This is a genomic window from Brevundimonas sp. (genome assembly GCF_036402095.1).
Taxonomy (GTDB): domain Bacteria; phylum Pseudomonadota; class Alphaproteobacteria; order Caulobacterales; family Caulobacteraceae; genus Brevundimonas.
In genome coordinates this window covers 1-18,878 of record NZ_DASWTO010000036.1, presented here as the reverse complement: position 1 = coordinate 18,878, position 18,878 = coordinate 1, and the positions used below count along the sequence as shown (strand labels likewise).

The 18,878-nt window shown below is 70.9% G+C and carries 23 protein-coding genes; 13 read left to right on the top strand and 10 right to left on the bottom strand.

Features of this window, described 5'->3' with window-relative positions; all coding sequences use genetic code 11:
- Nucleotides 1-15 precede the first annotated feature (15 nt).
- Nucleotides 16-1,377, top strand: coding sequence for a glutamate--cysteine ligase (locus tag VGD32_RS02875; protein ID WP_331030399.1), 1,362 nt, complete (start codon nucleotides 16-18; stop codon nucleotides 1,375-1,377).
- Here VGD32_RS02875 and VGD32_RS02870 read toward each other — a convergent pair.
- A complete protein-coding gene (locus tag VGD32_RS02870) occupies nucleotides 1,374-1,940 on the bottom strand; it encodes a hypothetical protein (protein WP_331030398.1) in 567 nt (188 codons plus the stop codon). The two genes, VGD32_RS02875 and VGD32_RS02870, sit on opposite strands and share 4 nt — an antisense overlap.
- Nucleotides 1,941-2,023: 83 nt before the next feature.
- Complete coding sequence (locus tag VGD32_RS02865; protein ID WP_331030397.1) at nucleotides 2,024-2,320, bottom strand: CC_3452 family protein; 297 nt, start codon at nucleotides 2,318-2,320, stop codon at nucleotides 2,024-2,026.
- Between the two features lie 133 nt (nucleotides 2,321-2,453).
- Here VGD32_RS02865 and VGD32_RS02860 point away from each other — a divergent pair, with 133 nt between their 5' ends.
- From VGD32_RS02860 to VGD32_RS02835, 6 genes are all read left to right on the top strand, one after another.
- Nucleotides 2,454-3,041: a TetR/AcrR family transcriptional regulator gene (locus tag VGD32_RS02860; protein WP_331030396.1), complete on the top strand. Its 588-nt coding sequence runs from the start codon at nucleotides 2,454-2,456 to the stop codon at nucleotides 3,039-3,041.
- A 24-nt stretch (nucleotides 3,042-3,065) separates the two neighbouring features.
- On the top strand, nucleotides 3,066-3,818 hold the full coding sequence (locus VGD32_RS02855; protein WP_331030395.1) for a DUF72 domain-containing protein: 753 nt from the start codon (nucleotides 3,066-3,068) through the stop codon (nucleotides 3,816-3,818).
- Nucleotides 3,815-4,186 carry a GFA family protein gene (locus tag VGD32_RS02850; protein WP_331030394.1) on the top strand — a complete coding sequence of 124 codons (372 nt, stop codon included), beginning with the start codon at nucleotides 3,815-3,817 and terminating at the stop codon, nucleotides 4,184-4,186. The genes VGD32_RS02855 and VGD32_RS02850 overlap by 4 nt, the downstream gene beginning before the upstream one ends.
- 63 nt (nucleotides 4,187-4,249) lie before the next feature.
- The gene (locus VGD32_RS02845) at nucleotides 4,250-5,320 is read left to right on the top strand and encodes an NAD(P)-dependent alcohol dehydrogenase (RefSeq protein WP_331030393.1); all 1,071 of its coding nucleotides are present in this window, start codon (nucleotides 4,250-4,252) and stop codon (nucleotides 5,318-5,320) included.
- A gap of 95 nt (nucleotides 5,321-5,415) precedes the next feature.
- Nucleotides 5,416-6,141 (top strand): acetoacetyl-CoA reductase, encoded by a 726-nt coding sequence (gene phbB, locus VGD32_RS02840; protein WP_331030392.1) that lies wholly within the window; start codon nucleotides 5,416-5,418, stop codon nucleotides 6,139-6,141.
- A gap of 99 nt (nucleotides 6,142-6,240) precedes the next feature.
- Nucleotides 6,241-6,990 carry a DUF4908 domain-containing protein gene (locus VGD32_RS02835; RefSeq protein WP_331030391.1) on the top strand — a complete coding sequence of 250 codons (750 nt, stop codon included), beginning with the start codon at nucleotides 6,241-6,243 and terminating at the stop codon, nucleotides 6,988-6,990.
- On the opposite strand, the gene gloB is transcribed toward VGD32_RS02835, so the two are convergent.
- The gene (gene gloB / locus VGD32_RS02830) at nucleotides 6,987-7,715 is read right to left on the bottom strand and encodes a hydroxyacylglutathione hydrolase (RefSeq protein ID WP_331030390.1); all 729 of its coding nucleotides are present in this window, start codon (nucleotides 7,713-7,715) and stop codon (nucleotides 6,987-6,989) included. The two genes, VGD32_RS02835 and gloB, sit on opposite strands and share 4 nt — an antisense overlap.
- A 44-nt stretch (nucleotides 7,716-7,759) precedes the next feature.
- On the opposite strand from gloB, the gene VGD32_RS02825 reads away from it, so the two are divergent.
- The 5 genes from VGD32_RS02825 (at nucleotide 7,760) to VGD32_RS02805 (ending at nucleotide 12,495) form a co-directional block, all read left to right on the top strand.
- Entirely contained in the window at nucleotides 7,760-8,500 is a 741-nt protein-coding gene (locus tag VGD32_RS02825; RefSeq protein ID WP_331030389.1) for a class I SAM-dependent methyltransferase, read from the top strand.
- Nucleotides 8,501-8,556: 56 nt separating this feature from the next.
- Nucleotides 8,557-9,060: a SixA phosphatase family protein gene (locus tag VGD32_RS02820; RefSeq protein ID WP_331030388.1), complete on the top strand. Its 504-nt coding sequence runs from the start codon at nucleotides 8,557-8,559 to the stop codon at nucleotides 9,058-9,060.
- Nucleotides 9,057-9,413: a DUF952 domain-containing protein gene (locus VGD32_RS02815; RefSeq protein WP_331030387.1), complete on the top strand. Its 357-nt coding sequence runs from the start codon at nucleotides 9,057-9,059 to the stop codon at nucleotides 9,411-9,413. Before VGD32_RS02820 ends, VGD32_RS02815 begins: the two co-directional genes overlap by 4 nt.
- Nucleotides 9,404-10,441: a quinone-dependent dihydroorotate dehydrogenase gene (locus tag VGD32_RS02810; protein ID WP_331030386.1), complete on the top strand. Its 1,038-nt coding sequence runs from the start codon at nucleotides 9,404-9,406 to the stop codon at nucleotides 10,439-10,441. The genes VGD32_RS02815 and VGD32_RS02810 overlap by 10 nt, the downstream gene beginning before the upstream one ends.
- Before the next feature lie 65 nt (nucleotides 10,442-10,506).
- The gene (locus VGD32_RS02805; protein ID WP_331030385.1) at nucleotides 10,507-12,495 is read left to right on the top strand and encodes an ATP-binding protein; all 1,989 of its coding nucleotides are present in this window, start codon (nucleotides 10,507-10,509) and stop codon (nucleotides 12,493-12,495) included.
- On the opposite strand, the gene VGD32_RS02800 is transcribed toward VGD32_RS02805, so the two are convergent.
- On the bottom strand, nucleotides 12,450-12,899 hold the full coding sequence (locus VGD32_RS02800) for a very short patch repair endonuclease (RefSeq protein ID WP_331030384.1): 450 nt from the start codon (nucleotides 12,897-12,899) through the stop codon (nucleotides 12,450-12,452). The two genes, VGD32_RS02805 and VGD32_RS02800, sit on opposite strands and share 46 nt — an antisense overlap.
- Before the next feature lie 52 nt (nucleotides 12,900-12,951).
- On the bottom strand, nucleotides 12,952-13,437 hold the full coding sequence (locus VGD32_RS02795; RefSeq protein ID WP_331030383.1) for a peroxiredoxin: 486 nt from the start codon (nucleotides 13,435-13,437) through the stop codon (nucleotides 12,952-12,954).
- A 125-nt stretch (nucleotides 13,438-13,562) separates the two neighbouring features.
- Between VGD32_RS02795 and VGD32_RS02790 the strand changes: the two genes are divergently transcribed.
- Nucleotides 13,563-14,132, top strand: coding sequence for a YqgE/AlgH family protein (locus VGD32_RS02790; protein ID WP_331030382.1), 570 nt, complete (start codon nucleotides 13,563-13,565; stop codon nucleotides 14,130-14,132).
- A gap of 3 nt (nucleotides 14,133-14,135) precedes the next feature.
- On the opposite strand, the gene VGD32_RS02785 is transcribed toward VGD32_RS02790, so the two are convergent.
- The 5 genes from VGD32_RS02785 to VGD32_RS02765 are packed head-to-tail and all read right to left on the bottom strand — an operon-like array spanning nucleotide 14,136 to nucleotide 18,835.
- Nucleotides 14,136-15,803: a bifunctional diguanylate cyclase/phosphodiesterase gene (locus tag VGD32_RS02785; RefSeq protein WP_331030381.1), complete on the bottom strand. Its 1,668-nt coding sequence runs from the start codon at nucleotides 15,801-15,803 to the stop codon at nucleotides 14,136-14,138.
- 35 nt (nucleotides 15,804-15,838) lie between these two features.
- Complete coding sequence (locus tag VGD32_RS02780; protein WP_331030380.1) at nucleotides 15,839-16,438, bottom strand: GNAT family protein; 600 nt, start codon at nucleotides 16,436-16,438, stop codon at nucleotides 15,839-15,841.
- Nucleotides 16,439-16,462: 24 nt separating this feature from the next.
- A complete protein-coding gene (locus VGD32_RS02775; protein WP_331030379.1) occupies nucleotides 16,463-17,674 on the bottom strand; it encodes a pitrilysin family protein in 1,212 nt (403 codons plus the stop codon).
- A gap of 50 nt (nucleotides 17,675-17,724) precedes the next feature.
- Nucleotides 17,725-18,453 (bottom strand): SURF1 family protein, encoded by a 729-nt coding sequence (locus VGD32_RS02770; protein WP_331030378.1) that lies wholly within the window; start codon nucleotides 18,451-18,453, stop codon nucleotides 17,725-17,727.
- The gene (locus VGD32_RS02765; RefSeq protein ID WP_331030377.1) at nucleotides 18,443-18,835 is read right to left on the bottom strand and encodes a DUF983 domain-containing protein; all 393 of its coding nucleotides are present in this window, start codon (nucleotides 18,833-18,835) and stop codon (nucleotides 18,443-18,445) included. The genes VGD32_RS02770 and VGD32_RS02765 overlap by 11 nt, the downstream gene beginning before the upstream one ends.
- Nucleotides 18,836-18,878: the final 43 nt, after the last annotated feature.

Genomic DNA, 18,878 nt, shown 5'->3' with positions numbered 1-18,878 from the left:
GGCTCAGAGATCCAGATGGCCGACGCCGCGCCGCTTACCCGCGAAGACCTGATCGGCGCCATGTCGAAGGGGTCCAAGCCGAAGGACCAGTGGCGCATCGGCGCCGAACACGAGAAGTTCGGCTTCGACAGGGCGACCCTGCGCCGCCCGGCCTACGAGGGCCCGAGCGGCATCAAGGCCATGCTGGAGGGGCTGACCCGGTTCGGCTGGCGGCAGGTGTACGAGGGCGACCACGTCATCGCCCTGGAGCGGGAGAACGCCGAGGGCTACACCGCCTCGATCTCGCTGGAGCCCGGCGGCCAGTTCGAACTGTCCGGCGCGCCGCTGAGAGACATCCACGACATCTGCAACGAGACCGGCCAGCACCTGATGGAGGTCAAGCAGGTCGCCGACCAGCTGAACCTCGGCTTCCTCGGGGCGGGGTTCGATCCGCTATGGCGGCGCGAGGACGTGCCGGTCATGCCCAAGGGCCGCTACGACATCATGCGGGCCTATATGCCCAAGCGGGGATCGCTGGGTCTCGACATGATGCTGCGCACCTGCACCATCCAGGCCAATCTCGACTTCGACGGCGAGGCCGACATGGTGGCCAAGTTCCGCACCTCGCTGGCCCTGCAGCCCATCGCCACGGCCCTGTTCGCCTGTTCGCCGTTCACCGAGGGGAGGCCCAACGGCTTCCTGTCGGCGCGGGCCAATGTCTGGACCGACACCGACCCGGACCGCACGGGGATGCTGGACTTCGTCTTCGCCGATGGTTTCGGCTTCGAGGCCTACGCCGACTACGCGCTGGACGTGCCGATGTATTTCGCCAAGCGCGACGGCCGCTATGTCGACCTGTCCGGCCAGTCGTTCCGGGCCTTCATGGACGGGAAGCTGGAGGCTCTTCCGGGAGACCGTGCGACGGCGAAGGACTGGGCCGACCACCTGACCACCCTGTTTCCGGAGGTGCGGCTGAAGTCGTATCTGGAGATGCGCGGCGCCGACGGCGGACCGTGGAGCCGCATCTGCGCCCTGCCGGCTCTGTGGGCCGGACTCCTGTACGATGCGCCGTCGCTGGCCGCGGCCTGGGACCTGGTCAAGGACTGGGACATCGCCGACCACGAACGCCTGCGCCGCGACGTCACCCGGCTGGGATTGAAGGCCGAGGTCGCCGGGCGATCGGTGCGCGACGTGGCCGTCGATCTCATCGACATCGCCCGGCACGGACTGAAGAACCGCGCCCGCTTCTCGGGCGGCATGGTCGACGAGCGCGGCTATCTGTCGGAGCTGGAAGACATCGCCGAGAGCGGGATCACCCCCGCCGATCGCCTGCTGGAGCTGTACCACGGCGACTGGCAGGGGGATGTGAGCCGGATCTACCGGGACTTCGCCTACTAGGTATTGGGGCGCGGAGCATTCCGCAAACGCTCGATAATGCTCTTTCCGAGCATTCGAAATTCAAGCGCCTCGCCCTCGGTCACCTCCGTGTCGGAATGCACGGCACGATTTCGTGCATCCCGCAGATAATCCAACACCGGACGGGTGCCGTGCGGAAGTCCAGCGGCCAATTCGAGGCCTCGGATCATCTCCGCGGGGCTATTCGCTGTCACGTCCCACGCGCGGGAAAGAGTTCTCAGCTCACGTTCTACCGCAGCCCATGTCTCGATAACGAGCGCTCGCGGTTGTGGATCTGCTGCTTCAAACGCCCTCCTGTCAGCAGCATCAAGAGGACGGGCAACAGTTATGCCGGCCTCAGCGGCTTGGCCCTTCGCTTTATCCAAACTGTCGGAAAAGGACATTTCGGCGTCGCCGTATCGAAAGGCCTTTATCCGTTCCAGAATTGCTGTGATCTGCTTTCTGAGAAGAAGCACGACAATGATCAGAGCCGCCGGCCAAGCGAAGCTCTTGAGGAGATCAACTGCGATTTTCGCCGCCTCGAGAGCTATCGCCGCAGCCGTCATCACCTAGCCCTCACTGAATGACCCCGAGCATAGACGATGGCCTTCGGACTGAAAACAACCTTAGCTTTACCCCAGGATTTGGTTCACCGCGCCGCCGCGTTGCACTGGGCCAGTTCGGGCCCGGTCAGGGCGACGCCGTCGCGCGCGTAGCGGCTGACCGGGCCGAAGCGGGCGACGAAGCGGCGGCATTCGCGCAGGGCGGGCTGCGAGGCGCCGGCGCCGCGGGCGAAACAGGCGCCGTCCGGGCCGCACGACCACGAGCGGCCGTCGAGAACCGCGCGGCGGGCCTCGCCGGGGGCGGCGAGGGTCGCGGCGGCGTCCACACGCGGCGCCGGCTGGGCGACGGCGAGCGTCGCCGAAATCAGGGTCATGAGAAGCATGGAAGCCTCCTTGGGGCTGGTCATTGCGGCCGGCTCGTGCAAAAGTGACCGACCGTGCACATATGAGTGACCGCTCGGTCACTTCGAGTCAACAGAAAAGTGGCCGACTGGTCACTTTATTGCGGAGCGCTTCATGCCGCCCAAAGGCGCCGCCACCCACGCCCGACTGATCGACGAGGCGATGACCCAGGTCACGGTGCGGGGCCTGGCCGCCGTCAGCCTGCAGGATGTCGCCAGCGCCGCGGGGCTGTCGAAGAGCGCGGTGCTGAAGCATTTCCAGTCCAAGGAGGCGCTGCAGGCCGAGGTGGTGGACGCAATGATCGAGCGCTTCACCGAGGCGGTGTGGCGGCCGGCGGAGCCGCTGCCGTCGGGCCGCGAACGGCTGGACCGCATCTTTCAGGGCGAGCTGGACTGGATCGACGGCGAGGACCGGCCAGGCGGCTGCCCGCTCAAGGCCGCGGCGATCGAGCTGGACGACCAGCCGGGTCCGTTGCGCGACACGCTGAAGGCCAGCCAGCAGCGCTGGGCCAAGGTGCTGAAGCGCGAGTTCCGGACGCTGAATCCGAACGCCGACGACGCCACGCTCGAAGTGCTGGTGTTCCAGTTCAAGGGCATCGTCCTGGCCTATGGCCATTCGCGGCGGCTGCTGGACGACGAGACGGCCCGGGGCCAGGCGACGGCGGCCTACCGGATGCTTGTGGCGTCGGCTTCGCAGTCCTAGGTCTCATCCGGCAGGGAGAGCACCATGACAGGCACCATCAGAGTCGGCGTCGGCGGCTGGACCTATGAGCCGTGGCGGGGCGTCTTCTATCCCGAAAAGTTGAGCCAGAAGAAGGAGCTGGAGTTCGCCTCGCGGGCGCTGACCTCGATCGAGATCAACGGCACCTACTATTCGACCTTCAAGCCGGACAGCTGGATGAAGTGGCGCGACGAGACGCCCGATGATTTCGTGTTCTCGGTCAAGGCCAGCCGCTACTGCACCAACCGCAAGGTGCTGTCCGACATGGGCGAGTCGATGGGGCGGTTCCTCGATCAGGGGCTGACGGCGCTGGGCGACAAGCTGGGCCCGGTCAACTGGCAGTTCATGGGGACCAAGAAGTTCGACCCCGTCGACTTCGAGGGCTTCCTGAAGCTGCTGCCGAAGGAGAAGGACGGGGTCCGGCTGCGGCATGCTCTGGAGGTGCGCAACGCCAGCTTCGACACGCCGCAGTTCTACGATCTGGCGGCGAAATACGGCGCCGCCATCGTCTACGCCGAGGACGACGAGGCGCCGGAGTGGCCGAAGATCGACCAGCCGACCGCCGACTTCACCTACGCCCGGCTGATGTCGAGCCGGGAGGACGAGCCGACCGGCATGACCTCCGAAGAGCTGGACCGCATCGCCGCCCGGACGCGCGAATGGGCGAAACGGGGCGACGTGTTCGCCTACTTCATCGCGGGAGCCAAGGTGCGCAATCCGGCGGCGGCCCAGGCGCTGATCGGAAAGCTGGGCCGATGACGGGCCGGGTGCACGGCAGCTGCCACTGCGGGGCGCAGCGGTTCGCCGCCCCGGCGCCCGGGACCGTGACGCACTGCAACTGCTCGAGCTGCACCAAACGGGGCACGCTGGCCGCCTACTATGCGCCGGGAGAGGTCGAGCTGACCCTGACCCCGGCGACCCTCGCCGCCTATCAGTGGGGCGACCGGATGATGACCTTTCACCACTGCACCGTCTGCGGCTGCGCCGTGTTCGCCGACTCGGACGCCTGGACGACCGACCAGGGCGAGGCGCGGCCGGCGCGCATCACCCTGAACGCGCGGCTGTTCGACGATTTCGATCTGGACGCGGTTCCGGTCCGCCACGTGGACGGGCGCAACGGCTGGTGATCTTGCGGGTTCGCCCATTCGTAGTCACCTGCTCCCGAACGCCCCTTCTCCCCGAGGATCGCCATGCCCATCGCCACCCGCGCCTTCGCCGCGACCGCCGCGGACGCCCCGCTGTCGCCGTACCGCTTCGACCGGCGCGATCCCGGACCGGACGACGTGGCCATCGAGATCAAATTCTGCGGCGTCTGCCACTCGGACCTGCACGTGGCGAAGAACGACCTGGGCGGCACCCGCTATCCGATCGTGCCCGGCCACGAAATCGCCGGGGTGGTGACCGCGGTCGGATCGAACGTGACGCGGTTCAGGGAAGGCGACCGGGTCGGCGTCGGCTGCATGGTCGACAGCTGCCGCACCTGCCCGGCCTGTCTCGAGGGCGAGGAGCAGTACTGCGTCCCCGGCATGATCCAGACCTACGGTTCGCCGGACCCGAAGGGCGCCGGGGTCGGCCAGGGCATGACCCAGGGCGGCTATTCCGACCGGATCACGGTCGACCAGGACTATGTGCTGCGCATCCCCGACAGCCTGCCGCTGGACGCCGCTGCGCCGCTTCTGTGCGCGGGGATCACCACCTGGTCGCCGCTCAAGCAGTGGGGGATCGGGCCGGGGTCGAAGGTGGCGGTGGTCGGGCTGGGCGGGCTGGGCCACATGGCCGTCAAGCTGGCCAACGCCTTGGGCGCGGAGGTGACGGTGCTGTCGACCTCCGATCGCAAGCGCGCGGACGCCGAGCGGATGGGCGCGAAGCATTTCCTGATCAACTCGGACAAGGCGGCGATGAAGGCCGCGGGCGAGACCTTCGACCTGATCATCAACACCGTCTCGGCCACGCACGAGATCGCCAGCCATGTGAACCTGCTGGCCCGCGACGGGACCATGGTCATGCTGGGCCTGACCACCGAGGGGCTGCCGGTCTACGCCATGCCCCTGCTGTGGCGGCGGCGGCGGATCGCCGGCTCGCTGATCGGGGGCATCCGCGAGACCCAGGAGATGCTGGATTTCTGCGCCGAACACGGCCTCGCCTGCGATATCGAGGTGATCGCGCCGGACCAGATCAACGAGGCCTATGCGCGCATGGAACGGTCGGATGTGCGCTACCGCTTCGTCATCGACATGAGCCGGTTCGACAAGGCGGCCTGACGGCGTCCTTTCCGCGCAACGGCTCGCAGGCTAAAGCGTATCCATAAGCAGGCGGCCCGGATGAGAGGCCGCCGCTTCAGGACAGGGAAACGGACATGGCACGAGTGGCTCTGGTCACGGGCGGCACCCGCGGCATCGGCAAGGCGATCGTTCAGCGCCTGAAGGAGGACGGCATGGCCGTCGCGGCCGGCTATTCCGGCAACGAGGACGCCGCGCGGGCCACCGCCCGGGAACTGGGCGTGATGGTCGTCAAGGGCAACGTCGGCTCGTTCGAGGATTGCCAGCGAGCGGTCGCCGAGGTCGAGGCGGAGCTCGGGCCGATCGACACCCTGGTCAACAACGCCGGCATCACGCGGGACGGCTTCTTCCACAAGATGAGCGCCGAGCAGTGGTCGGATGTGATCCGCGTCAACATGGACAGCGTGTTCAACATGACGCGCCAGGTCATCAACGGCATGCGTGACCGGGGCTTCGGCCGCATCGTCAACATCAGCTCCATCAACGGGCAGAAGGGTCAGATCGGCCAGACCAACTATTCCGCCGCCAAGGCCGGCATGATCGGCTTCACCAAGGCCCTGGCGCTGGAGAACGCGCGCAAGGGCGTGACCGTGAACTGCATCGCGCCGGGCTATATCGACACCGAGATGGTGGGGGCCATGGACGAAAAGGTGCTGGCCGGAATCGTCGCCCAGATCCCCGTCGGAAGGCTCGGAAAAGGCGAGGAAATCGCCGACATGGTGTCGTGGCTGGCGGGTGAACGTGCCGGATATGTCACAGGCTGCACCCTGTCGCTGAACGGCGGTCAGTATCTGGTCGGCTAGGGCCGGTCCGCCCAAAATCCGCCGCGCAGCGATTCCACGACAGACGACATGGACTTGACGGCGAGGGTCAGAACGGCGCGCAGGCCGCTTCCGACCGCGATGGCGATCGCCCTCGCGGCGGCGGTGCTGTCGCTGCTCTGGTTGGGCCCGCCAGCGGCGGCCCAGAACCGCGGCAACGCCCAGGCCGAGCAGAGCCAGACGCTGCGCGACCGGCGCCCCTCGAGCCCGGCCCTCCCGCCTGTGGGCCGCTATGTGGCCGAGTCCGGCGAGGGCTTCATCCTCGACCGGTCGGGCCGCCATCCGCTGCTGCGCTTCGACCGCCGCGACGAGACCTGGGTGCTGAGGCCGAGCGCCGCGCCGCGCGGCGACGTCATCTACCGCAACGACGCCGGCGACCAGGTGCTGCGGGTCACGCCCAGCGGCGGGATGACGGTCTACACCCCGCGCGCGCCCGGCGGCTCGCCCGCCTCCTACACCGGGGCCGGGCCGAGCCTGACGCCGCCGACGCTGGGCCCGCTGTTGCTGTTCCAGCTGATGGCCCAACGCAGCGCCCTGGTCAGCCAGGCGGTCGGCGGCCGGCTGGTGCAGGTCAATCTGGAAGGCGACCAGTCGGAATCCCTCTGCGTCGAGGCGATGATCGTCACCACCGAAGCCGTCATCCGCATCGCCCGCTCGCCGACGGCGCGTCAGTACCTCGACCATCTGCGCCTGATCAGCATCGTCGAGGGGCCGCGCGCGGGCGTGACCTATTCCCGCGGCGTGCTGACGGTCACGGTGAACCCCGCCGAGGGCATGGCCGGGCGTCCGTCCTCGGCCCGGGTGATCCGGGCCATCCTGCCCAGAACCTAGCCGGCGAACGCATCCTTGGCCGCACGCCGGGCCGCGAAGTCGGCGGCGTCGACGGCGCGCAGGAACGGATTGAAGGCTTTCTCCGCCCCGATCGTGGTCGGCACCGTCGCCTGCCCGCGCTCCCGCGCCGCCATGATCGCCGCCGCCCGGGCCGCCATCTGCGGACGATCGTCGAGGCTGAGGGCGAAGCGGGCGTTGGCCGCCGTGTACTCGTGGGCGCACCAGACGGTGGTCTCGTCCGGCCAGGCGGCCAGTTTCCGCAGGCTGTCCCACATCTGGTCCGGCGTTCCCTCGAACAGCCGTCCGCAGCCCAGAGCAAAGAGGGTGTCGCCGACGAAGGCGTGGCCGCCGGCGGGGTCGCGGTAGACGATGTGGCCGAGCGTGTGGCCGGGCGTGTCGGTCACCTCCAGCACCGTCTCCCCCAGGTTGACGACATCGCCGCCGCGCACGACGCGGTCGAGCGGTGCGGCCCGGCGGACCTCCTCCGGACCGATGATCTCGCAGCCCGTCGCCGCCTGAAGGGCCGCGTTGCCCTGGGTGTGGTCGGGGTGCCAGTGGGTGTTCAGGACCAGGTCCAGCCGGCCCCAGCCGGACTGATCAAGCGCAGCGAGGATGGCGCCGGCGTCGGGGGTGTCGATCGTGGCCACGGCGCCGGTGGCCGCGTCGCGCGCCAGGAAGCCGTAGTTGTCGGACAGGCAGGGGAACAGGCGAACGTCGAGGGTCATGCCGCATTCTAGCAGCGGCCCCTTCCCCGGCCTATGGTGACCGCATGCGGCGCAGCATCGAGGACCTACGGACCTTCTACGGCGAGCCGGCGGGCGCGCTGGCCCGGCGCCTGCTGGCGCGGCGGCTGGACGACGCCTGGGGCGAAGCGGCCGACTGCGACGTGCTGGGTCTCGGCTACGCCACGCCGTGGCTCGACGCCTTCGTCGGCGCCCGCCGCGTCGTCGCGGCCATGCCGGGCGGCCAGGGCGTGGAGCTGTGGCCTTCGGTCGGACGCAACCGCACCGTTCTGGTGGACGACCGGCGCCTGCCGTTCGCGGCGGGCAGCTTCGACCGCATCCTGCTGGTCCACGCCCTGGAGGAGGCGGAGGACGCGGCCAGCCTGCTGCTGGAAGCCGTGCGGGCGCTGTCGCCCGCCGGCCGCATCATCCTGATCGCCGCCGCGCGCGGGGGACTGTGGTCCCGGGTCGAGGCGACTCCCTTCGGACACGGGCGGCCGTTCACCCGGCGCCAGCTCGAGCGGCTGGTGCGCGACGCGGGACTGGAGCCCACCGCCTGGTCGCAGACCCTCTATGTGCCGCCGTGGTCGCCCCTGCTGCCCTTCGCCGACGGTTTCGAGCAGATCGGCCGCCGGGTGCTGCCCGGCGCGGCCGGCGTCATCCTGCTGGAGGCGACCCGCCAAGCCTATGCCCGGGTGCATCCGGGCGGGGCCGTCGCCACCGCGCCGGTGCTGGCGCCCGCCCTGCAGCCCCAGCCGGCGTCGCGCGGCCGCCGGGTTTCCGGCTGACCGGCCCGCCGCTTTGCACGCTTTGCACGCGGGGCGGCAGGCCCTAAAGGGCGGTCATGCAGAGACTGATCCTGATGCGGCACGCCGAGGCCGAGCGGGCCGCCGGTTCGGGGCGTGACCGCGACCGGGCCCTGTCGGCGCGGGGCTGCACGGACGCCGCCGCCATGGGCCGCGCCCTGGCCGCGCGGGGGCTGCGGCCGGACCTCGCGCTGGTCTCGCCCGCGGCGCGCACGCGCCAGACCTGGGACCTGCTGCACGACGCCTTCGGGGACGTGCAGATCCGCGACGACGAGGCGCTCTACAACGGCGGGGCGGACACCCTGCGCCGCCTTGTCGAGGGCGCCGAGGACGAGGCCGGCTGCCTCATGCTGGTGGCCCACAATCCGGGCGTCCACCTGCTGGCCGTCGAATACCTGATCGAGAGCGCCGCCTCGCCGTCCGTGCTCGACCGGATGGCGGGCGGCTTCCCCCCCGGTTCGGCGGCGATCTTCAGCGTCGACGTGGCGGGCCGCTGCGCGCTGGAGGGCTATCTGCAGCCGCGCGACCTGGCGCCGGAATGAGCGGGGTCGTCTACAAGCTGGCCGACGGGCGGGACTGGGACGCTGCCCGGCCCGCGCAGGCCTATCGGGGATCGGCGGTGGATCTCGCCGACGGCTACATCCACCTGTCGACCGGCGCCCAGCTGGCGGAGACCGCGCGCCGCCACTACGCCGGCCGCGCCGGCCTGGTGCTGGCGGCCGTGGACGCGGCGACGCTCGGGGAGGCGCTGCGATGGGAGGCCTCGCGCGGCGGCGATCTGTTTCCGCACCTCTACGGCCCCCTGCCCCTCGCGGCGATGACCGCCGAGCGCAGGCTGTCGGTGGGGGAGGACGGGGTGATGGTCTTCGAAGACGGAGCCGTCGGATGGGCCTGACCGACCTCGCCGCCGCCGCCCTGCGCAGCCTCGATCCGGAGACCGCGCACCGCCTCGCCATCCTCGCCCTGCGGGTCGCGCCCCTTCCGGCGCCGAGGGCGGACGATCCGGTGCTGGCCACGTCGTTCGCGGGACTGTCCCTGTCCAACCCGGTCGGGCTGGCGGCAGGCCTCGACAAGGACGGGGAAGCGTTGCGCGGACTGGCGCGGCTGGGCTTCGGCTTCGTCGAATGCGGCTCGGTCACTCCGCGCCCGCAGCCGGGCAATCCCAGGCCCAGGCTGTTCCGGCTGTCCGAGGACCGGGCGATCATCAACCGCATGGGATTCAACAACGCGGGGCTCGAGGCCTTCGCCGCCCGCCTCGCCCGCCGGCCTGCCGGCGCGGTGATCGGCGCCAATCTGGGGGCCAACAAGGACACCGAAGACAAGGCCGCGGACTATGTCGCCGGCCTGACGCGGCTCAGGGGCCTGGCCGACTACGTCGCCGTCAATGTGTCGTCGCCGAACACGCCCGGCCTGCGCGACCTGCAGGGGCGCGCGGCCCTGGACGATCTGCTCGGGCGCCTGGCCGAGGCGCGGGGCGACGATCCGACGCCGGTCTTTCTCAAGATCGCCCCCGACCTGACGCCGGCGGAGATCGGCCTGATCGTGGAGGCCGCGCTCGACCACCGTATCGACGCCCTGATCGTCTCGAACACCACCCTGGACCGGCCCCGGACCCTGAGATCGCCTTATCGGGATGAGGCCGGCGGCCTGTCGGGGGTCCCGCTCAGGGCCCGCGCGGCGGCGGCCCTGCGGGCGGCCGCCGAAGTCTCGGCAGGCCGTCTGCCGCTGATCGCCGTCGGGGGTATCGATTCGGGGGCCGAAGCCTACGCCCGGATTCGCGCGGGGGCGTCGGCGGTGCAGATCTACAGCGCCCTGGTGTTCGAGGGGCCGGGCCTTGTGGGACGCATCAAGCGGGACCTGGCCGCCCGGCTGCGGGCCGATGGATTTTCCACAGCCGGCGAGGCCGTGGGGACGGGGCGTTGACGGAGCGTTAGGGCCCGTTGCGCATGATGCTGAACGGGCGAATACGCCCGGTCCGGGGGAGCCGCATGGCGATCGCCAAAGCCGACATGCCTGCAGCCGCCCTCGACGCATCCTGGGCCGGCGCCATCCGCCAGCGGCGCCAGGCGCTGCTGCAGCGGCTGGGCATGGCCGCGGCCAGCGCCCTGGTGTTCAGCCCCCTTCTCGGCTGGACGCTGAGCGTCGGCTGGGTGCTCGGCTATTTCCTCGTCCAGCTGGTGGACCTGTGGGTCTTCGGGCCCGTGAACGCCGGCCGGGTGCACCGGCTGCGCGGCCTGCGCAATGTGGCGGGCGGCGCCCTGCTGACGATCAACGCCGGCTATTTCGGCAGCCTGGCCGTGCCGCTGTGGCTGGTGGGCGGGCCGATGGGCGGAATCTGCGCCGCGATGCTGCTGTCGGCCGGGGCCATCTATTCGATGATCAACGCCCCGCGGTCGATGCCGGTCTTCGTCCTGACGGTCACGCCGCAGTTCCTCTATCTCGCCTCGACGCCGTTCTTCATGGCGGCGTTCGGCGCGTCTCCAGCCTTCATCACCGCCGCCTCGATCGCCGTCGCCGTCTTCATCACCTACTGTCTTTCGACGTGGCAGCGCATGAACCAGGCCCGGGTCTCGGAGACCGCCGCCCGGATCGAGGCCGAGGAGAAGCGGGCCGACGCCGAGCGCATCATGGAAGGCCGCAGCGCCTTCCTCGCCACGGTGGGGCACGACCTGCGCACCCCGATCAGCGCCATCCTGACCGGCTCGGCCGAGCTGGAGCGCGGCGCCTCGGACAGTTCGGCGCGAGCCCAGGCCCGGCTGATCAGCGACGCCGGGCTGATGATGAAGGCCTTGCTCGACGACCTGCTGGACCACGCCAAGCTCGAGGCCGGCCACATGACGGTGGACGCGGTCGACTTCAATCTCCGCGACCTGCTCAACCAGACGGCCCGGCTGTGGCGCGGACCGGCGCGGGCGAAGGGCCTCAAGCTTCGGATCGAGGGCGCCGCCATGGTGCCGACGGCGGTGCGCGGCGACCCGATGCGGCTGCGCCAGGTGCTCAACAACCTGATCTCCAACGCCATGAAGTTCACGGCCGAGGGCGCCATCACCCTGCGGTTCCAGGCCTGGGCCGAGGACACCGGCGGCCATGCGGTGCTCATCGAGGTGTCCGACACCGGGCCCGGCATGTCGCGCGACCAGCTGGCCCGCCTGTTCACGCCCTTCGACCAGACCGCCGAGGGCGTCAGCGCCCGCCACGGGGGCACCGGCCTGGGGCTGGCCATCAGCCGTCAGCTGGCGGAACTGATGGGCGGCCGCCTGACAGCCCGCAGCGCGCCCGGACAGGGCGCCAGTTTCACCCTCGCGCTGCGGCTCGAGGCCGGCAAGGCGGTGGCCGAGGTGGCCCCGGCGCTGGATCAGGAGAGCCGCGACGCCGTCGCCCGCGCCCTGTCCACCCGGGTCTCGAGCCGGCCGTCCAGCCCCGCGTCGCCCCCGCCCCTGTCCCAGCCGCTGGCGGAGAGGCCCGCAGCCGGCGACAAGGATTCCGCCCCGCCGGTCTCCGTCCAGACGTCCGCTCCGACGGCCGCCGCCGGCGAGCCCGGGACGGACGAGGACGAAGGCCGCCCGATGCGGGTGCTGGTGGTCGACGACCACGACATCAACCGCCGCGCCATTCAGTTGATCCTCCAGCCCCTCGGCTGCGACATCGCCACGGCCGCCGACGGCATGGCCGCGCTGAAGATCTGCGAGACCTCCAGCTTCGACCTGATCTTCATGGATGTGCGGATGCCTGAGCTGGACGGGCGCGAGACGACCCGCCGCATTCGCGCCGGCGGCGGGCTCAACGCCCTTGTTCCGGTCATCGCGGTGACCGCCGACACGTCGCCGGAAGACATCGCCGCCTGCACCGACGCCGGGATGACCTATTTCGTGCCCAAGCCGATCACGCCGCCGATGCTGCTGGGGGCCATCACCCATGTGATGACCATGGGTCAGACGGAGGCCGGGGACGCCGAGGTCGTGACCGCCGCCGCCTGACCCCGCACCCGGGCGACCAGCCGGTCGGCGAAGTCCGGCGCCCTCATCTCGCACTCCCAGACGGTGATGACCCGCCAGCCTCCGGCCGCCAGCGCCGCGTCAGCCGCGGCGTCCCGCGCCCGGTTGCGCTCGATCTTGCCGCTCCAGTAGGCCGCGTTGGCCTTGGGCTTGCGGGCTCCGCGCGGGCAGTCGTGGCCGTGCCAGAAGCAGCCGTGCACGAACAGCGCCGTGCGCCGCCCCTTCATCACCAGGTCGGGCCGGCCGGGCAGACCGGCGCCGCCCAGCCGGTAGCCGATCCCCGCCGCCCGCAGGATGCGGCGCACCGCGAGTTCCGGCGCGGTGTCGCGGCCCTTCACCCGCCGCATCACGGCGCTGCGCTTCTCCGGGGTGAAGACGTCCGTCATGGCGTGAACCTGCCCTGAAAGGCCGAGCCGCCGCGCCGTGAGCGGTGGCGCCCTAAAGCTGCGTCAGCATGTGCTCCGCCGACGAGACCTTGAACTCGCCGGGCTGCTCCACGTTCAGCTGCTCGACCACGCCGTCCCTGACGATCATCGAATAGCGCTGCGAGCGCTCGCCCATGCCGTAGCCCTTGGCGTCCATCGACAGGCCGAGGGCGCGAGTGAAGTCGCCGTTGCCGTCGCCCAGCATGACGATCTCGTCCTTGCCGATGCCCTGGCTGTCGGCCCAGGCGCCCATGACGAAGGCGTCGTTGACCGACAGGCAGGCGACGGTGTCGACACCCTTGCCGGCCAGCTCCTCGCGGTGCTCCTTGAAGCCAGGCAGATGTTTCGCCGAACAGGTCGGAGTGAAGGCCCCGGGCACGGCGAACAGGGCCACGGTCTTGCCGGCGAAGATGTCGTCGGTGGACACCGGCTTCGGGCCGTCGTCGGTGGCGCGGGTCAGGGTGGCCGAAGGAATGCGGTCGCCGATCTGGACGGTCATGGCAGGCTCCGAAGCTGGGCGTGAAGGTCGAACTCCCGGTCCAGATAGGCGCTGCGACGCCCCGCGCCAACCTTTCAGCACGCCGGCGGCCTTGCACCGTCCGCGCGCGGGCCCATGATAGGAAGATGGACCAATTCCACTCCCTCGCCGGCCGGCTGCTCGTGGCCATGCCCGGGATCAGCGATCCCCGGTTCGAGCACGCCGTCATTCTCGTCTGCGCCCACCGCCCGGATCACGCGATGGGGCTGCGCCTCGACCGGCCGGCGCCGGGCGTGAACCTGAAGGCGGTCCTGACCAAGCTGGAGACCACGGCCCCGGACGGCGCCGCCGAGCGCGCTGTGCTGGTCGGGGGGCCGGTGGAGCGCGAGCGCGGCTTCGTGCTGCACACCGACGACTGGCTGGCCGAGGACGCCTCCCTGGCCTTCGGCGACGGCCTGGCGATGACCGGCACGCGCGAGGCGCTGGCGGCGATGGTCGACCCGGCCGGCGGCCCGCGGCGCTCGGTGCTGCTGCTCGGCTATGCGGGCTGGGGCGAGGGCCAGCTGGAGGATGAACTGGGCGAGAACGTCTGGCTCACCGCCGAGGCCGACGCCGATCTGATCTTCGACCCGGACTATGAGGGCAAGTGGGCCCGGGCGCTGGCCGGACTGGGCATCGACCCGGCGCAGCTGTCGGGGCAGAGCGGCCGGGCCTGAACCCTAGGCCGAGCGCGCCTTGAGCGGCGCGGTGCCGTCCGCGAGCGACTCGTTCAGATAGACCTCGGCTTCCTGGGCCGGCAGGGCCTGGGCGTAGCCGAAGCCCTGGCCGTAGTGGCACTGGGCGTCGAGCAGGAGCGCCGCCAGGCCGGCGTTCTCGACCCCCTCGGCGACGACCTCCAGCGACAGGTCGCGGCCGAGGTTGACCACCGACTTGACGATCTTCGCCGAGCCCTCGTCCTTGTCCATGGTCAGCACGAAATAGCGGTCGATCTTCAGCGTATCGAACGGCAGCTTGGCCAGCCAGGTCAGAGACGAGAAGCCGGTGCCGAAATCGTCCAGCGCCAGCGAGGCGCCGGCCGCGCGCAGCCGGGTCAGGGTGTCGGCGGCGCGCGAGGTGTCGCGCATGATGTCGCCCTCGGTGACCTCCAGCTTCAGCGCGCCGCGCGGCAGGCCGGCGTCGGCGATGATGCGGGCCACGTCCTCGACCAGATTGGCGCGCTCGATTTCGCCGACCGACAGGTTGACGCTGCAGAACAGCCTGCCCGCCGAGGGATGCCGCGCCAGCCATTCGGCCAGCTGCCGCGCCGACTGGCTCATCATCAGCAGGCCGAGGTCGTTCATCAGCCCCATTTCGTCGGCGAGACCGAGGAACTCGTCCGGGGGAACAAGGCCGCGCTGCGGGTGACGCCAGCGCGCCAGCGCCTCGAACCCGGCCACGGCGCCCGTCATCAGGTTCACGATCGGCTGGTAGAAGGGCTCGATCTCGCCGCGGACGAAGGCGTTGCGCAGGTCGGCCTCCAGCGCCAGCCGGGACAGGCTGTCGGACTCCAGGGCCCGCCCGTAGGCGGCCGCCCCGCCGCGGCCCGCGGTCTTGGCCTGTTCGACCGCCAGTTCGGCGCGTCGCAGCAGCTCGGCCGGATCGGAGGCGTCCGGGCCGCCTTCGGCCACCACGGCCCCGATCGAGACGGTGGGATAGATGTCGAAGCCGGCGACCCTCAGCGGCTGTTCCAGGGCCTCGCGCAGCCGTTCCGAGGCGGCCCCGGCGCCGCGCGGCACGATCACCGCAAACTCGTCCTCGCCGACGCGCGCGGGATTGGCTTCCTGCGGGAAGGCGCCGTTCAGGCGCGAGCCCAGCGCCGCGAGCACCAGGTCCGCGCGTTCATGGCCGAGCGCCTCGTTGAGGCGGCGCAGGCGATCGACGTCGGCCACGACCAGTTCGTAGTCGCCCGGCTGGGTCAGGGTCTCTCCGGCGCGGGTCAGGAAGGTGCGGCGGTCCAGCAGACCGGTCAGCTGATCCAGGTGCGAGGCGGCGAATTTGGTCTCGAGCGCCACCACCCCGGCGGCGCGCAGCCCGTCCTCGAGCCAGACGCCGCGCCACAGGCAGGTTTCGGACTCGCGCATGCGCAGGCGCACGGCGATCTCGGTTCCCTCAGCCTGCGGCTTGAGGATGCGCTCGGCCAGCGAGCGGTCCTGGGGCACGGCCACGGCGGTGAAGGCGGCGCCGGAGCACTCCGGCGCGAGCGGGCCGAGGCCCAGCGCCCGGGTGGCGCCGGTGAACCGCATCTGGTCGTCGGAGGGGGTCCAGATCCACAGCGCCGTGTCCGCGGCGGCCAGCGCCTCGATGGCGGTCGTCGCGTCCCAGGCCAGACTTCTGGAGCGAGTGTTCAAAACGCGTGACGATCCCGACAGGGCGGCGCCAAGGATCACCCGAGGTCGGCCGCGCGTCCAGCCCCGCCGTTGACGACGCCGAACAGCAGATGATCTGCCCATGCGCCGTTAATTTTGAGATAAGCCCGGGCCTGTCCCTCCAGCTCGAAGCCGGCCTTTTCCAGCACCCGGCGCGACGCCAGGTTGGTGGGCACGCAGGCGGCCTCGACCCGGTGCAGCTTCAGTTCGTCGAAGGCGTAGGCCACCACGGCCCGCACGGCCGCCGTGGCGTGGCCCCTTCCCGCGAACGGCTGGCCGATCCAGTAGCCCAGGGTGCCCGACTCGGCGACGCCGCGGCGGACGTTGGACAGGGTGATGGCGCCGACCAGCGCCTGGTTCGCGTCGGCGAAGATGAAGAACGGCCAGGCGTTGCCGGCGTCCATTTCGCGGGCGTAGATCGACAGGCGCCGCTTGAAGGCGGCCCGGGTCAGGTCGTCCTCGGGCCAGGTGGGCTCCCACGGCTGCAGATAGGCGTGGGACGACTGGCGCAGGGCGGCCCAGGCCTCGTAGTCCGCGCCGCGGGGCGCCCGCAGCGTCACGCCTTCGCCCTTCACGACCGGACCGGTCGCCTCGTTGATCCAGTCCAGCAGGGCCATGGTTCGAGAATAGCCGCCCGGGGATCAGGCGAAAAGGGCGTCACGGAAGGCCGGACCGGCGGCGGCGGCCGCCCTGGGCCCAAGCACAGCGGTGGCGGCCCGGCCGGCCGACAACGACGCCGCAGCCGCCGCCCGGACGTCGTCGACGCTCTGGGCCAGCATGCGGTCGGCCATGGTCTGGGAGGCGATGGGAGCGCCGAAGATCAGCACCTGGGCCGCCGCCCGGCCGGCGCGCGCCGCCGGGCTCTCGTCCGACATCCACAGGCCGGCGTTCATCACCGCCTTGGCCCGCGACAGCTCCGCCGCCGTCGGGCCGCTCTCCGCCAGCGCCTTCAACTCGGCCGCACAGACGCGGGCCAGCTCGACCGCCCTGTCGGCCGCAGCGCCGGCGTAGACGCCCAGCAGTCCCGCGTCCTCGTACGGCTCGTGATAGGCGTCGATGGCGTAGGCCAGCCCCCGCTCCTCGCGCGCGCTCTGGAACAGGCGCGAGGCCATGCCGCCGCCGAGGATCTCGGTCATCAGCCGCGCGGCCGCATAGGCGGGATCGGCGGCCGAGGGGGCGGGCAGCTGGAAGACGATGTTGGCCTGTTCGATACGGCGCGACAGGGCGGCGTGGCCGCCGGTGAAAAGCGGCGCGGGCGGGGCCTCGGCCGGCGTCGTCGTCTCCGTGCCGAACCAGCGCTCGGCCAGGGCCAGCAGCTCGGTCTCGTCGACGGCGCCCGAGACCGCCACCACCATACGGTCGGGCGAATAGAGCCGGGCGCGCCAGTCGCTGATCGAGGCCCGGGTGATCGGCTTCAGGCTGGCGACCGAGCCCAGGATCGGACGTCCGAGCGGCTGACCCTCGAAAGCGCGCGTCTGGGCCATCTCGAAGACGTGGTCGTCGGGCGTGTCGAAGGCCTCGGCGATTTCCTGGGCCACCACGTCCTTCTCGCGCTCGATCTCGTCCGGGTCGAGGGTCGGGCGGAACACCAGGTCAGACACGACCTGCATCGCCAGCGGCAGGGAGCCGTGCAGCGCCCGCACCTCGAAACTGGTGCGCTCATAGCCGGTCGAGGCGTTGAGCGACCCGCCCTCGGCCTCGATCCGCTCGACGATGTCGCGCGCGCCCATGTCGCCCGCGCCCTTGAACACGAGGTGCTCGAGGCAGTGGGACCATCCCGACGTCGCCTCGGTTTCCCATTTCGCGCCCCCGCGCACGGAGACGGTCAGGGCCAGGGTGCGCAGGCCGGGCATGGGATCGCAGACGACGCGGACGCCGTTGGACAGGGTGTGGAGCGTGGCGGTCAGGAGGGTCTCTCTTCCCGGGGTCGGGGGTTCAGCTTGCGCCGGAGCAGGGCGATGTAGACACCGGCCAGGGCCAGCGCCAGCCCGAACCATGTGATCGCATAGCCGAGGTGGTTGTTGGCGAAGGCCGCGGGAGGCGCGGACGGCTTCAGCGCCAGCCATTCAGGATTGGACGAGGTGATGGCGAACAGGGTCACGGGCGCAAGGCGGCCGTCGGCGTCCAGCGCGCGCGCCATGGCGGCGGCGTCGCGGGCGTAGAAGCGGCTCCCTTCGGGCGGCAGGGCCATCGGGCCCGGGCCGGACGGCGTACGGACCACGGCCTCAATCCGCAACGGCGTGACGTCGGCGGTCACCGGCGGCCGCGCCGAGATCACGTCGGCGACGAAGCCGCGGTCGACCAGGTAGACCTCCTCGCCGATCGGGCATGCCGAAATCAGACGGACGCCGGCCTGGCCCTCGTGGATGGTCTGCAGTTCGACGAACGGGGCGGTGCGCAGGCCAGGGCAGTCGACGATCACGCGCCGGAACTCGACGCTCCCGCCGCGAACGACGTCCTGCAGCGGAGCCGGCGGACGGGCGGCGGCGGCTTCGGCCCCGGCGATCAGTCCCCGCTTCCACTGCAGCCGCTGCACCTGCCAGGACCCGAGCGAGACCAGCAGGGCCAAGGACAGGGCCGAGGCGATGGTCAGGCCCCAGGGAAACCGGCCGCGGGTCGTCTCAGTGTTCATGGCGCGCCTGTCCCGCCCGGTTGCGCATCTGCAGGGCGATCATGACGCCCTTGCCGGGCCGCATCAGGCCCAGCGACAGGCCGGCCACCAGCGGCAGGGCCACGGCGACCATGGCCCACATCGGCGGGCTGTAGGCGAGTTGCACGAACAGGGCCCCGAACACCACCGGCGCGCCGGCGACCTGCATCACGAAGACGGCGGCGCCGTCGCCGGTGTTCAGGCGGGTGAAGTCGAAGCCGCAGACGGCGCACCGCTCCACCACCTTGAGGAAACCCGCGAACAGCGGGCCCTTGCCGCAGTTCGGGCAGCGGCAAAGCAGACCGGCGCGGATCGGGTCGATCCGCGCCGGTTGATGTTTCAGACCTGAGGGCCCTGCGGTCACCCGAAGGTGACGTAGACGAAGGCGAACAGGAACAGCCACACCA